12 protein-coding genes are annotated in these 12,891 nt (G+C 40.7%); all 12 read left to right on the top strand.

Going from position 1 to position 12,891, the window contains the following annotated elements; all coding sequences use genetic code 11:
• Nucleotides 1-158: 158 nt before the first annotated feature.
• Genes ABDZ97_RS10845 through ABDZ97_RS10790 form a run of 12 tightly spaced genes read left to right on the top strand, consistent with a single transcriptional unit; the run spans nucleotide 159 to nucleotide 12,882 of the window.
• Complete coding sequence (locus tag ABDZ97_RS10845) at nucleotides 159-767, top strand: Pvc16 family protein (protein ID WP_343787483.1); 609 nt, start codon at nucleotides 159-161, stop codon at nucleotides 765-767.
• A 6-nt stretch (nucleotides 768-773) separates the two neighbouring features.
• Complete coding sequence (locus tag ABDZ97_RS10840; protein ID WP_343787481.1) at nucleotides 774-1,793, top strand: hypothetical protein; 1,020 nt, start codon at nucleotides 774-776, stop codon at nucleotides 1,791-1,793.
• Between the two features lie 30 nt (nucleotides 1,794-1,823).
• The gene (locus ABDZ97_RS10835) at nucleotides 1,824-3,263 is read left to right on the top strand and encodes a phage tail sheath family protein (protein WP_343787479.1); all 1,440 of its coding nucleotides are present in this window, start codon (nucleotides 1,824-1,826) and stop codon (nucleotides 3,261-3,263) included.
• Between the two features lie 33 nt (nucleotides 3,264-3,296).
• On the top strand, nucleotides 3,297-5,132 hold the full coding sequence (locus ABDZ97_RS10830) for a phage tail sheath family protein (protein ID WP_343787477.1): 1,836 nt from the start codon (nucleotides 3,297-3,299) through the stop codon (nucleotides 5,130-5,132).
• Nucleotides 5,133-5,166: 34 nt separating this feature from the next.
• The gene (locus ABDZ97_RS10825; RefSeq protein ID WP_343787475.1) at nucleotides 5,167-5,604 is read left to right on the top strand and encodes a phage tail protein; all 438 of its coding nucleotides are present in this window, start codon (nucleotides 5,167-5,169) and stop codon (nucleotides 5,602-5,604) included.
• Nucleotides 5,604-6,056 (top strand): phage tail protein, encoded by a 453-nt coding sequence (locus ABDZ97_RS10820; RefSeq protein WP_343787473.1) that lies wholly within the window; start codon nucleotides 5,604-5,606, stop codon nucleotides 6,054-6,056. The genes ABDZ97_RS10825 and ABDZ97_RS10820 overlap by 1 nt, the downstream gene beginning before the upstream one ends.
• Before the next feature lie 14 nt (nucleotides 6,057-6,070).
• The gene (locus ABDZ97_RS10815; RefSeq protein ID WP_343787471.1) at nucleotides 6,071-6,232 is read left to right on the top strand and encodes a DUF5908 family protein; all 162 of its coding nucleotides are present in this window, start codon (nucleotides 6,071-6,073) and stop codon (nucleotides 6,230-6,232) included.
• 2 nt (nucleotides 6,233-6,234) lie between these two features.
• Complete coding sequence (locus ABDZ97_RS10810) at nucleotides 6,235-6,999, top strand: CIS tube protein (RefSeq protein WP_343787469.1); 765 nt, start codon at nucleotides 6,235-6,237, stop codon at nucleotides 6,997-6,999.
• Nucleotides 7,000-7,011: 12 nt separating this feature from the next.
• Nucleotides 7,012-8,856 (top strand): type VI secretion system tip protein VgrG, encoded by a 1,845-nt coding sequence (gene vgrG / locus ABDZ97_RS10805; protein WP_343787467.1) that lies wholly within the window; start codon nucleotides 7,012-7,014, stop codon nucleotides 8,854-8,856.
• A 6-nt stretch (nucleotides 8,857-8,862) separates the two neighbouring features.
• The gene (locus ABDZ97_RS10800; RefSeq protein WP_343787465.1) at nucleotides 8,863-9,141 is read left to right on the top strand and encodes a PAAR domain-containing protein; all 279 of its coding nucleotides are present in this window, start codon (nucleotides 8,863-8,865) and stop codon (nucleotides 9,139-9,141) included.
• Nucleotide 9,142: 1 nt separating this feature from the next.
• A complete protein-coding gene (locus tag ABDZ97_RS10795) occupies nucleotides 9,143-9,568 on the top strand; it encodes a GPW/gp25 family protein (protein ID WP_343787463.1) in 426 nt (141 codons plus the stop codon).
• Nucleotides 9,568-12,882, top strand: coding sequence for a baseplate J/gp47 family protein (locus ABDZ97_RS10790; protein WP_343787461.1), 3,315 nt, complete (start codon nucleotides 9,568-9,570; stop codon nucleotides 12,880-12,882). The genes ABDZ97_RS10795 and ABDZ97_RS10790 overlap by 1 nt, the downstream gene beginning before the upstream one ends.
• Nucleotides 12,883-12,891 lie beyond the last annotated feature (9 nt).

Raw genomic sequence — 12,891 nt, 5'->3', positions numbered from 1 at the left:
TCCTTGATTTCATCAAACAAAGCATAGAAATTTACAGCATTGGAATTGTTCCGGAAAAAACCAAACACGACTGAACCGGGCAGCCCAGTACTCAGAAACTAACAATTGATGTTCATCTTCGAAACCGAAGATCAGCATCAGAAAAAGAAAAACGTGTAATGATTGATGTTGCATTAGATTTTTTAAAAGAGGAAGTAGAGAATCATCTCGAACTGGTCAATAACAAGATCGTTGATGATGATGGCTTTATTGTCCTCAGTAATGTAGCAAGCCAGAATGGTGACTGGGCCATCCCTTCGGGTAAAATAGGGATGTCATTAATTAATGTTGAAGAAGAGCGTGTCATCAAAGATCAGGTGTTTGAACACAGAAACAGTAACGGAACGTATGAACGATACAATCCGGCGCTAAAATTAAACTTATATGTTTTATTCTGTGCGAATTATGTGAATTCAGCAGAGAACAACAATACATCTACTTATCGGGAAGGATTGAAGCAATTATCGAATGTAATCAGCTTTTTTCAGAGCAAATATGTTTTCTCACCTGAAAGCTCACCTAATATGCCGGTGGAACTGGAGAAATTGATCGTTGATATTTATTCTTATTCATTTGAACAACAGTACAATTTTTGGTCGATACTGGGAGCAAAGTACTTGCCGTCCGTCCTGTACAAAGTTCGTTTAGTGAGCTATCAGAACAGAGCAGCAGAAAATCAAAGTCTGCCAATTACCGATATGACAATTATAACCAGTGAAAACAATTAAGAAGTAATGAACAGATCGTATAGAATAGCATTTCAGGTAACGTTAGACCACTCGTATTACACCAGCGGTCAGACTCCTGACTTTTCTATTCTACCTACCCGTGATACAATGAGTTGGTTGAAAGAGAATAAAATGCTGTTTCGATCAGATGAAACCGGGTTTAGGGTTTTCTATACGGCAGCTCCTTTTGTACCATTTACGGAAAAGGAATTGCGGTTCATGTTGGTATTGAAAGAAGGAACCCGTTTTTTTAATATAACGGATTTGAATGTTGGAGGGGAGGACTATACATCCGGGGACTTATTACTGTTTAAAAATTCAGGGTTAACATCCGAACTTACTCCGGGTATTTTGCCGGGGGCAGAATCAAAGGTATTTACCTATATATTTCCGCAAAAATCAGAAAATCCGGAAGCTTTGGGGCAATTGGAGATCAGGGATGAAGCAGGAAACATAATCCCGTTGGAAATTCCAGACCCGGATACCATACCCCGAACGGCAGAAAAAGAATTCCGTTATCCGGTAGATCTTTCAAAGTATCCTGAGGGTGTCTATGATTTCAAAACGTCTCTGAGTGATAATCCGGAGGTGATAACAAAACAAATCTATGTGGATGAACAGGTAAAACGACAAAGTGCATTTGGACTTATTCGTATTACCTTGACAGAAGAGGTACTGGCATCATCCTTTAAAGCTCAGTTCACTACAAAACAATCGTATTGGCGTTACCATTTTGTGATAAAAAATATGAGCGCAGACGACTATGTATTTTCTGTAGAGGATCAGTTGGGAGAATACTCATTTGTGCAGACAAATAATGACGAAATGAATGGATATCCGGTTGTCGTTTTTGATTCGGAACAACTTATTCCCTTATCGGAGTTACCTCGTAAGAAGCTTCGGTTTATTCGGGAGCAGGATGGAGTCCGATCTACATTAGTCAGTAATCTGTCTAATCCTGTTGTCAACATTGTTAACGAAGATGTTGGTGAACCGAATGTTAGTAATGTCTTTGTGTATATATAAAATAGAAATAGTAATTAAAAAATAAATAGCATGGCAAAATATAGAACTCCAGGGGTTTACGTTGAAGAAGTTTCGGTACTTCCGTCTTCTGTAGCAGCAGTTGCAACCGCTATTCCAGGATTTGTGGGATACACCGGAGAGGATGAGAAAGATGGTGTAACATTGGTCAACAAACCAGTTAGGATTACCTCAATGTTGGAGTTTGAGGAACTGTTTGGAGGACCGTTTAAACAATCTTATGAGGTTGAACTTTCAGGAACCGCAGGAGATCCGGTTATTGATATTAATCCGGTTAATCCGGTTAATCCAGCTAATTCTGCCTTTGCTCCTTATATTCTGTACTACCAGATGAAGATGTTTTATGCCAACGGGGGAGGGACTTGTTATGTTGTTTCGGTTGGTAAATATGGAAGTGGAGATATTAATGCAATTAGTGAAACGAGTCTTTCAGCAGGTCTGGATGAATTGGAGAAAATTGATGAGATCACGTTGGTAAATATTCCGGAAATTATAAAACTCACAAATGCAGGAGTCATTGATGATGCTAAAATCAAGGCGTTAAATGATGAAGTGTTGGCGCATTGTGCGAAGATGGAAAATCGGTTTGCGTTATTGGATGTTCTTCATACTTCGGGGGAAACAGTTTTTAATGATGCTGCTAATTTCAGAGATAAGAATGTCAGTCAGGATAGTCTGAAGTACGGCGCCTCTTATTATCCCGGACTGATAACCACGCAGCACTATGCTTTTGATGACTCAGGAGTAGAAATTGTTTCAGATTCAAGAGGAGCTTCTTCAAATTTTGAAGGGGATTCTTTAGAAGCTGTAAAAAATGCGGATACGACACTGTACAACCAGATTGTGGCAGTCTTGAATAGATTTTTTGTAGAGTTATACCCGTCATCATCCATGGCCGGAATATACGCACGGGTTGATAACCAGAGAGGTGTGTGGAAAGCTCCAGCTAATGTGGGAATCAGAAATGTCAGAGAGCTTTCGGTGCTGTTAACAGATCAGGAGCAGGCTCTCTTGAATATTGATACAGTATCCGGAAAATCAATCAATGCAATTCGCCAATTTGAGGGAAGAGGAATGTTAGTATGGGGAGCGCGTACGTTGGACGGGAATAGCAACGAGTGGCGTTTTATCAATGTACGACGTTTGTTCTTATTTGTTGAGCAATCGGTGAAAAATGCTTCTCAGTTTGTTGTTTTCGAACCCAATAGTGCTGTCACATGGAAAAGAGTTGAGTCTATGATTAACTCCTTTTTGACTTTACTGTGGAGAAACGGAGGGCTGGTTGGAGCTACTACCGAAGAAGCATTCTTTGTAAGTGTAGGAGTCGGAAAAACAATGACCATACAGGATGTGTTGGAAGGACGAATGATTGTTGAAATTGGACTGGCAGCATCCCGGCCTTCGGAGTTTATCATTTTGAAATTTTCACACTTCATTCAACAGGAGTCCTGATAATACGAAAATATAATACAAAGAATTATGAGTATGAATATAGCAACACCGGGCGTTTATATCAGAGAAATAAATTCGCTCCCTCCATCAGTAGCAGGCGTTTCAACAGCTATACCTGCGTTCATTGGTTATGTAGAAAAAGCAGAACGTGATGGGCTAGGGGTTCCAATGTGTACCCCTGTACGCATTACATCCATGCTGGAGTACGAAAGTCTATTTGGCGGGGCTTATGCACAGCCGTTTTCTATCAACATTGCTGATACTGCTGATATTCCTGTAACGAGTTCATCTGTTATTGAGACGCGAACCATTACAGTAAATCAGGATACTGCTGATTCTGATTTCAGGATGTATTATCACCTGCAAATGTACTTTGCTAATGGAGGAGGTCCGTGTTGGATCGTTCCCGTTGGTGTCTACTCAGCAATAACGATTAAAAAGGGTGCGTTACAAAAAGGATTGGTTGCACTGGAGAAAATCAGTGAGGTAACACTCTTGGTTGTTCCCGATGCAGTATCTGCTGATTTATCTGATTTGGACCGTAAGGCTATTTATGAGGATGCTCTTGCGCAATGTGAAGGAATGAAAAATCGTTTTACAGTGATGGATGTGCCTCAGTCGGCAACTCCTGCTCCGGTTTCGGACGGAAACACTTTCCGGAATAATTGTGTGGGCCCCGACAACCTAAATTATGGTGCAGCTTACTATCCTTACCTGGATACCACGTTGAATTATGGAACGAATCCATTATTAATACAGGTTGCGTCATATACAATAAATGGTGTCCCCGATACTGCTTTTGACGATGTAAGGGATTTTAATACAGATGTGTCTAAAGCTCTGCAAGGGACAAAAGATGCTTTGAGCTACCTGATGGTAGCAACCGAAACATTATCAGAGGAAGATGCCAAGGCTGTACAATCGATTGTTACAACTGTTAATGCTAATGTTACATCGGCAGGTAATCTTGTCGGGGATTTACCTCCAGAATTTGAATTGGCCGGTGATATTATAGAGGCTATTTTGGTAGATACTGTAGGTAGTGAAGGAGAAATGGTACTTGCTGTATCTGAAGCTGCAGATTTTGTAACAACCACCGATAAGACAAATGCGAATGCATTAAAAACAGCGTTACAGAAACTCTTGTATGAACTGGAGACTACTATGACAAAAATGGCGGATGGATACAATGATCCTTCTACAGAATTTGTCGGTGGTAACCTCAATTATCTCAGAGATAATCAACCTTCTGTTTATACAGAAGTAATGAGTGCTGTAGCTGGATACAGAGTGATGTTAAACCCTTCCGGCACGATAGCAGGGATTTATGCAAGAGTTGATACTAACAAAGGAGTATGGAGCGCACCGGCTAATGTCGGAGTACGCAATGTAATAGGCCCCTCAGTTAGGGTGACAAACCAACAACAGGGAGAATTAAATGTGGATGCCTTAAGCGGTAAATCAATAAATGTCATCAGAAATTTTCAGGGCAGAGGGACTATTGTTTGGGGAGCACGAACGCTGGAAGGTAATAGTAACGAGTGGAGATATGTTAATGTAAGACGCTTGTTTATTTATCTCGAAGAATCCATAAAGAGAGCGTCAGAACGCTTTGTATTTGAACCCAACGATGCAAATACCTGGGTAAATGTAAAGGCCATGATTAGCAACTTCCTGACAGGTGTCTGGAAAGATGGAGGGTTGACCGGAGCAACAGCACAGGAAGCTTTCTTTGTTAATGTTGGTGTAGGTACATCCATGACCATGGAAAATGTACTGGCCGGAGAAATGATCATAGAAGTAGGTGTGGCAGCCGTTCGTCCGGCTGAGTTTATCATACTACGTTTCACGCATTACATTCAGGAATAAAATAGATTAATTAAGTATAACTAATAACGTTAATATGGCAGCAAATTATCCTGTATCCGTATTCCATTTTCAGGTAGAATGGGGAGGATCAAGAGTAGGTTTTACAGAGGTTTCCGGTTTGGATATTGAAATCCAACCGATCGATTACCGAGAGGGAAGTTATAAGTCCTATCAGGTAACGAAAATGCCCGGAATTCCACAATTTACAAATATCAATCTGAAAAGAGGAATTTTGAAAGGTGATGATGAATTTCATCAATGGTTAGCTACTATCAGATTGAATCAGGTTGAGCGCCGTGATGTAACGATCTCGTTGTTGAACGAAAACCATGAGCCGTTAATGGTTTGGACGGTATTCAATGCCTGGCCATCAAAAGTGACAGGTCCGGGGCTAAATTCGACATCGAATGAGGTTGCGATAGAGGAGATTGAGCTAAGTCACGAAGGTTTAACCGTTGAAGCAATCGGGTAATGGTGAATCGATATCCACCGGCGGGGTTTCATTTCAGCGTCATTTTTGATGGGCTGGGAACGGAGAAGGAAACAGGCTTTCAATCCGTATCGGGTTTAAATGCTTCTATTCCGAACAGTTTTGAAATCAAAGAAGGGGGAGAAAACCGATTTACACATCGTCTTCCGGAGAGAGCTACCTATGATAATCTTGTCTTGAAGAGAGGTTTACTGGTTGGCTCGGAATTAATCGGGTGGTTCAGAGATGCAATTGAGTATTTTAAGTTTCAACCGATTACGGTTACTGTAAACCTGTTAAACGAAAACCACGAGCCGCTGGAATCCTGGCAGTTTGTGAATGCCTGGCCTTCCAAGTGGAATATTGAAGGATTTGATGCTGAGAAGAATGGAATCATGGCGGAGACCATTGAACTTTCTTACCAGTATTATACCCGTCTGGAAGTAGGAACCTAAATACAACGTGACGTATGCCGATTGTAATAAAAGAACTTGTTATCAGGGGAATCGTTGCCCAACCGGCAACGAATGCTGAACCGAACTCCCCCAGAGAAGCTGAAAAGCGCGCAAACAGGGCTCAGATGACAGTGAATATGGTTGAAGAAATAGTTAAAAGTAAAAAGGAACGATAGACATGGCTTTTCCGAGAGGACAACTGACAAAAATGACGATTATCTTTTATCCCGATAAGAATATACCGGGAGTAGGTATTCCGTTTACGCCAATGTATAATCCGGAAAGCTATAATCTGAATCATGCGCTGGATTACGATTCTGAGGAACGAATGATTGTCGGGAATCTGGACAAAAAATTCCTTCGCATTAAGCCCAAATCATTAAGCCTGAAATTATATTTTGACGGAACCAATGCTTCTCCCAGTAATTTATCCGGTTTAGGAATTGATCTGGCTGATATTCCCGATTTCAATAGCGTGGTAGCACAAGTGGAGGCTTTTCTGACACTTGGCGCAAGAGTAGGGAACTGGAGTGAATCCGGAGTTGTAAGTTCAGCTTTAGATGGAGATGTAGGTAAGACAAATGATCATCATAAACCGATGTATATGATGGTGGTATGGGGCACATTTCTTATGACAGGCGTACTGTCTTCTGCCAATGTCAAGTACACCATGTTCAGTCCGGAAGGTATTCCGCTTCGTGCGGAGATGGATGTAACCATTCTGGAATCCTCAGATGTGTCTCTTGTTGAAAAAGCGATGAAGTTATTATCTCCGGATCTTACAAAAGCAATTCTGGTGAAGGAAGGAGATACGCTACCGAACCTTTGTTTTAAAGAGTATGGGGACGCTTCTATGTATATGCAGATTGCAGAGGTAAATAAGTTAAAGAATTTCAGAAAACTGGTTCCGGGAACCGAACTCATATTTCCACCGATCAAATAGAAAGTAGTAACAATGTCATTTTTACAAGCAAATACAACCCCAAAGAATAGAAGTTCCTATTATTCGTTGTCACTTTTCGTAACTGTAAAGGAAGCCGGACAACGTGTTACCAGGGAGCTTACGAATACCTATGGTGTTAGTTCTGTAGTAACGATGAATAGTATTAATAAAATTCCTACAGCTAAACTTGTTTTGCTGGATGGGAGTGTTTCGGAACAGCGTTTTTCAGCGAGTCAGAGCAATGATTTTAACCCGGGGAATGAATTGTCAATAAAAATTCGGCATGATGATTTTGAAGATGTATTATTTGCAGGGATTATTATAAAACAGAAAGTCAAACAACTCGCTAATGGAAATACACAGCTTTGCCTCGAATTAAAAGACGTGGCAGTAAAGCTGACAGCAGAGAGGAAAAACAGTTTGTTTGCTGATAAAACGGATATTGAGATCATCAAAAATATTGCGGAACAGTATGCTGATCCGATAGCAGGACTAAAGAAAGTTGAAGTCCCGGCTGAACAGAATGCCGAGAGAAGCCAGAAGCACAGAGAAATGGTGCAGTATTTCTGTACGGATTGGGATTTTCTGGTTTCAAGAGCTGATGCAGTAGGTCGTCTGGTTTTTACTGAAAATGGTGTACTGAGAGTTGCTGAGCCGGATTTTCTGCAACAACCAATCGCTAACTTATCTTTTGGTGGAAATATTTATGAATTTGATCTGGAGTTAAACGCAGTAGGGCAGTATGATAAAGTAACGGCACGTTGCTTTGATTCAGGTACGGGAGAAATTGTCTCTGAAGACGTGTCACGTGCTGATTCAACCAAGCAAGGAAATTTGTCTTCGTCTGACCTTTCCGAAGTATTGGGAGTAACAGATTTCCCATTACAACATTCCGGACAGTTAGGTAATGCGGAATTGAAATCATGGGCGTACTCCAAGTTGATGCGAAGTCATCTTGAAAAAATAAGAGGAACTCTGAAAATTGACGGTTGGGAAAAAATAAAGCCGGGAGTTCTGATTGATTTGGGTAAAATCTCAGATAAGTTTAACGGAATAGCTTTTGTGTCCGGAGTAATGAACCAATTTACATCCAATAGTGGATGGTATACAGAATTACAGATTGGCTTTAGTCAGGAGTGGTTTGCAGAGTTGTACGATGACATTGTACAGGAACCTGCTTCCGGATTGCTTCCGGCTGTTAACGGATTAGTTATCGGACAGGTACTTTCTGTAGAAACCGAAGATGGGAATGACAGTAATTACTGGGTGAAAGTAAAAATTCCACTGGTAAATGATACCGATAACGGAGTGTGGGCACGTGTTGCCGGAACCGGATTGGGAGAAAACAGAGGAGTTTACTTTAAACCGGAGGTAGGAGACGATGTTGTTTTAGGTTTTTTAAATGATGATCCCCGTCAACCGATTGTTTTGGGTAGTATTTACAGTCATTTGGCTCCTCCTGAAATGACCGATGAATCTGATGATTCAAGTAGCGAGATAACAGGTTTTTTTGCGCGGAACAATATGAACCTCACGTTTGATGAAGCTACAGATACTGTTACAATTGCTACTCCCGAAGAACAAAAAGTAATTCTGTCGGACAAAGAAGATAGTAGTGGAGCGTATATCCGGATCGAAGATGCGCATGGAAATACGATCACTATGGACAAAGACGGAATTTCTGTCTACAGCAGTAAAGATCTGTCTTTTGAAGCCAAACAGAACATAAACCTGAAAGGAGCTAACATTTCTCTTGATTCTACCGGAACCTTTGAAGCTGCCGGAAGAACAGGGGCTAAACTAAACTCCTCCGGAGGAAATACGGAAGTTTCAGGAACTTTAGTAATGATAAATTAGAGTGAAATGCCTTCAGCAGCCAGAGTATTAGATACAACGACACACGGAGGAACCATTACAGGTCCCGGAGAAGCGACTGTTTTAATTGCAGGAATGCCGGCAGCAGTGTTGGGAGATAACCATGTATGTGCGATTCCGGTCAATACTCCTCATTTGCAGACATCACCGTTTGTAAATGGCAGCCAGACGGTTCTGATAGGAGGGAAGCCTGCTTTGAGAGTTGGGGATGTATGTGGTTGTGGAGCTTCCGCAGCTATAGGTGAATTAACTGTAATTATAGGATAATATGACCGATTTCATAGATACAAAAAAAGCATTTTTAGGAAGAGGATGGGGGTTTCCTGTGACGTTTTCAAAGACTGCAAAGCAGGTAGTAATGACCGAAGCAGAAGAAAACATACGGAGTAGTATAGAGATTGTTTTGCAAACAACTCTGGGAGAACGGGTTATGCAACCTGAGTTTGGAGCGAATCTGACTAATTATGTATTTGATTCAATGGATTCAAACTTCAGAACATTTGTTACTGAACAGATACGGGTAGCTATTATAAAAAACGAACCACGTGCTCAGCTGGCGAAAGTTGAATACAATGAACGGCCGCTTGAAGGACGGATTGATATAATCGTTTATTATACAGTATTATCGACAAACTCCCGATATAATATTGTTTACCCGTTTTATTTGAAAGAAGGCACTGATATTGAAGGATAATGAGTAGTACATGTGAGAATAGCAACCCTTTGTTCAGAGATGGAACAAGCCAGCAGCAAAGACTTATAAAGTCTTTACTCCCGGACTATGTTTCTGTCGATGAGCGGAGCATGAAGGATCTGATTGACTTTACAGATAAATTCGCAGAGCGGATTCAGTATTACGATGCAAATAATCAGAAAAATGGATCCTGGAAAGAATTAATGGTAGGTCAGTTGATTGACGAGGTAGGTCAGAAAACAGAACCACATTATGCACTATTTATCGCTTTTCTGGAACTGTTTCGCTATGCACAGGATGCAATCAATACTTTCTCGAAGAGGCATCTTGATTTTTACTACAAAGATGTTCTGAAGTTGGAAAAGAGAAACCCTGTTCCGGATCAGGTGTACGTGGTTTTTGAGCTGGCAAAAAATGTCGCCCGGGTTGTCGTTCCTGAAAATACGGGACTGGCTGCAGGAACAGACAGTGCTGGGGAAGAGATATCGTACCGAACAACCAAAAATCTTATTGTCAACAAAGCTCGTACAGCATCTTTTAAAGCTTTGTTTTATAATAAAAGTAATGATGGTCGGCTTTATGCGTCTCCCGTAGCGAATTCGGAAAATGGTCTTGGAAAAGAAATTGAGTCTCCCGAACCCAAATGGAGAACTTTTGGAAACATAAGTAATCCGGCTGCTCCGTTTAGTATTTTAGGAGCAGATCGTCCGCAGGCAGAGATTGGGTTCGCTTTGGCTTCCCCGGTTTTATTTCTAGCTGAGGGAAACAGAACAATACAGATTATTTTGACGGTTAATACAACGAACGGACTCACAAATGCTCTATTATCAGATTGCTTTACTGTTGCTTTTAGTGGAGAAGAGGAATGGGTCCATCCGATTGATTCCCCGGCAAAATTACCAATAGATACAACCTATTTGGGGGCTCCAGGATCGAATACTATTATTATACAGCGAACTTTAACGGAAGATCAACCTGGTATAGTAGCTTTCAATTCTGCTAATTTTGAAGAGAAGCTGGATACAAATCTTCCGGTAGTCAAAGTGACACTTAATACGCTTTCAATCTCTTCCCCCTACATTTATGAGAAATTGAAAGGTCTGGAAATACAAACAGCCCGGCTGGATGTAAATGTAGAAGGAGTCAGAGAATTAGTTTTACAGAATGACAATGGAGTATTAGATGCTTCTAATCCATTTCAACCTTTCGGACCACGGCCAAAACTTACGTCTTCTTTTTATATCGGGAGTCAGGAGATTTTTAGAAAACGATTAACGTCACTTCGAATGAATATCACCTGGAAAGGTTTACCGGAAGGTAGTACTGGTTTTTTAGAGTATTACAACCATTATATTCCGGCAATAACTAACCTTTTTAAACGAAGAACCAATAATAATTTTAAAGTTCAGGTTGATATTCTGGAAGGACGTAACTGGAAAGAATTACTTCCCTGGACTTCGTGGGTAGCTCGTTTGTTTGAGCAAGAACCGGTTACCTATACTCCTGTTGTATCTTCGTCCGGACTTTTAATGAATACTAGTCTCATATCTTATTTTTTTGGTAGTACTAAACTGGAGAGTTTTCGACAGATAGCAGTAACCAATAACTCTACGTTAAATAGTTATAACGCAAAGATTGATACTGAAATTGACAGCTACACAGTCGCTTCTCAGGCAGGCTTTATACGTCTTCAATTGCAGAATGTAGATTTCGGGCATGCCGATTATCAAAATTCTTATGCAACACAGGCAATTAATGCCGCCAGAAATGGTACAGAAGGGAATGAGCTACCTAATGAACCTTATACACCAACAATTTCGGAACTTTCTGTTAGTTATGGAGCCAAAAGTACTCTAGATCTTCAGAATTCTGTAGTTAATCAGTCAGAGGAAAGCTACACAAACCGGGAAACAGCATATTATCATATTGAGCCCTTCGGTTTCAGAGAGATACATCCCTACTTGTTTAACCAGACACCTATTGCCAAACTGGTACCGGACTATAATGATGAAGGTACTTTGTATATAGGTATAACTGATTTGGAGGTTCCGGGTGTATTGTCAGTACTGTTTAAAGTTGCGGAGGGAAGTGCAGATCCGGGGTTACCGGTTCAAAAGTTGAAATGGAGTTACCTTTCGGACAATGAGTGGTATCGTTTACCGGAGGATAGAATTGTTTTGGACGGTACAAAAGGATTTCTTACTTCCGGTATAATCGTATTTGATTTACCAAAGGCATTGAATACAACCAATACTATTTTACCTTCAGGTTATGTATGGTTGAAAGCATCTGTCGATAAAAATACAAGGGCTGTGTGTGATCTGGTAACTGTACAAGCACAGGCACAGGTAGCTCAGTTTGTCGAAAACGGTACAGATGAACAACATTATCAACAGGCGCTTCCCGCTGATAGCATAACAGGTTTTACCAACGGTATTTCAGGAATTAAAAAAGTGATGCAGCCTTTTGCTTCTTTTGGAGGAAGAGCCGAAGAAAGCGATGATGACTTTTATATCAGAATAAGTGAGCGATTGAGACATAAGAATCGTGCGGTAATGATCTGGGATTATGAGCGATTGATTCTGGAACGATTCCCCAATGTGTACAAAGTCAAGTGTATTAATCACACAAAATATATTTCTCCGTCAGATATAAGGGAAATTGCACCCGGAAATGTTTCACTGGTAGTAGTATCAAATCTGCGAAATCAAAACGCAGTAAACCTGCTTAAACCACAAACAAGTCTTACACTGTTGGATGATATACATGCTTTCATTTCGGAAATTATGCCACCGGCTGTGAGTTTATACGTTAAAAATCCGGTGTATGAAGAAATTCAGGTACGGTTTAATGTTCGGTTTAATCCGGGAATTGATGCAGGTTTTTACACCAGACAACTGAATGATGAAATTAAAGGATTCCTGGCTCCCTGGGCGTATGATTCGATTGATATATCCTTCGGGGGAAAGATAGAAGCATCTGTGATCCTGAATTTCATAGAAGAGCGCGACTATGTGGATTATGTGACCTGTTTTGAGATGGATCAGATTACACAAAATGCGACATATACGGCAGTTGATGTTGCCGTGGTAAAATCAGCCGCATCCATACTGACATCAGTAGAACAGCATATTATTCATGTGTTGGAAACTGATGATTGCGAATGCGATGATAATGTGGTGACAAACCCCGATATTCTTGTCGATTGTTCGTGCGATGAAAGGGAAACGCCGAATCCGGTGAAGAATGGAGTAGGTGGATCAAGGGTAGGACAGAATTTTATAGTAGGAGACGGTACTCCGTTGGGAGAATAAGATATAAAT

It is taken from the genome of Wandonia haliotis, assembly GCF_039523435.1.
In the GTDB taxonomy this organism is placed as follows: Bacteria; Bacteroidota; Bacteroidia; order Flavobacteriales_D; family Crocinitomicaceae; genus Wandonia; species Wandonia haliotis.
The sequence above is the reverse complement of the archived record's forward strand: the minus strand, read 5'-3'. Positions and strand labels throughout refer to the sequence as shown.

What these genes read in the sequence shown, in the direction of transcription:
- ABDZ97_RS10820 (WP_343787473.1), top strand. Translation starts at nt 5,604, where the DNA reads ATGGTGAATCGATATCCACCGGCGGGGTTTCATTTCAGCGTCATTTTT.
- ABDZ97_RS10830 (WP_343787477.1), top strand. Translation starts at nt 3,297, where the DNA reads ATGAATATAGCAACACCGGGCGTTTATATCAGAGAAATAAATTCGCTC.
- ABDZ97_RS10835 (WP_343787479.1), top strand. Translation starts at nt 1,824, where the DNA reads ATGGCAAAATATAGAACTCCAGGGGTTTACGTTGAAGAAGTTTCGGTA.
- ABDZ97_RS10825 (WP_343787475.1), top strand. Translation starts at nt 5,167, where the DNA reads ATGGCAGCAAATTATCCTGTATCCGTATTCCATTTTCAGGTAGAATGG.
- ABDZ97_RS10810 (WP_343787469.1), top strand. Translation starts at nt 6,235, where the DNA reads ATGGCTTTTCCGAGAGGACAACTGACAAAAATGACGATTATCTTTTAT.
- ABDZ97_RS10840 (WP_343787481.1), top strand. Translation starts at nt 774, where the DNA reads ATGAACAGATCGTATAGAATAGCATTTCAGGTAACGTTAGACCACTCG.
- ABDZ97_RS10845 (WP_343787483.1), top strand. Translation starts at nt 159, where the DNA reads ATGATTGATGTTGCATTAGATTTTTTAAAAGAGGAAGTAGAGAATCAT.
- vgrG (WP_343787467.1), top strand. Translation starts at nt 7,012, where the DNA reads ATGTCATTTTTACAAGCAAATACAACCCCAAAGAATAGAAGTTCCTAT.
- ABDZ97_RS10795 (WP_343787463.1), top strand. Translation starts at nt 9,143, where the DNA reads ATGACCGATTTCATAGATACAAAAAAAGCATTTTTAGGAAGAGGATGG.
- ABDZ97_RS10815 (WP_343787471.1), top strand. Translation starts at nt 6,071, where the DNA reads ATGCCGATTGTAATAAAAGAACTTGTTATCAGGGGAATCGTTGCCCAA.
- ABDZ97_RS10800 (WP_343787465.1), top strand. Translation starts at nt 8,863, where the DNA reads ATGCCTTCAGCAGCCAGAGTATTAGATACAACGACACACGGAGGAACC.
- ABDZ97_RS10790 (WP_343787461.1), top strand. Translation starts at nt 9,568, where the DNA reads ATGAGTAGTACATGTGAGAATAGCAACCCTTTGTTCAGAGATGGAACA.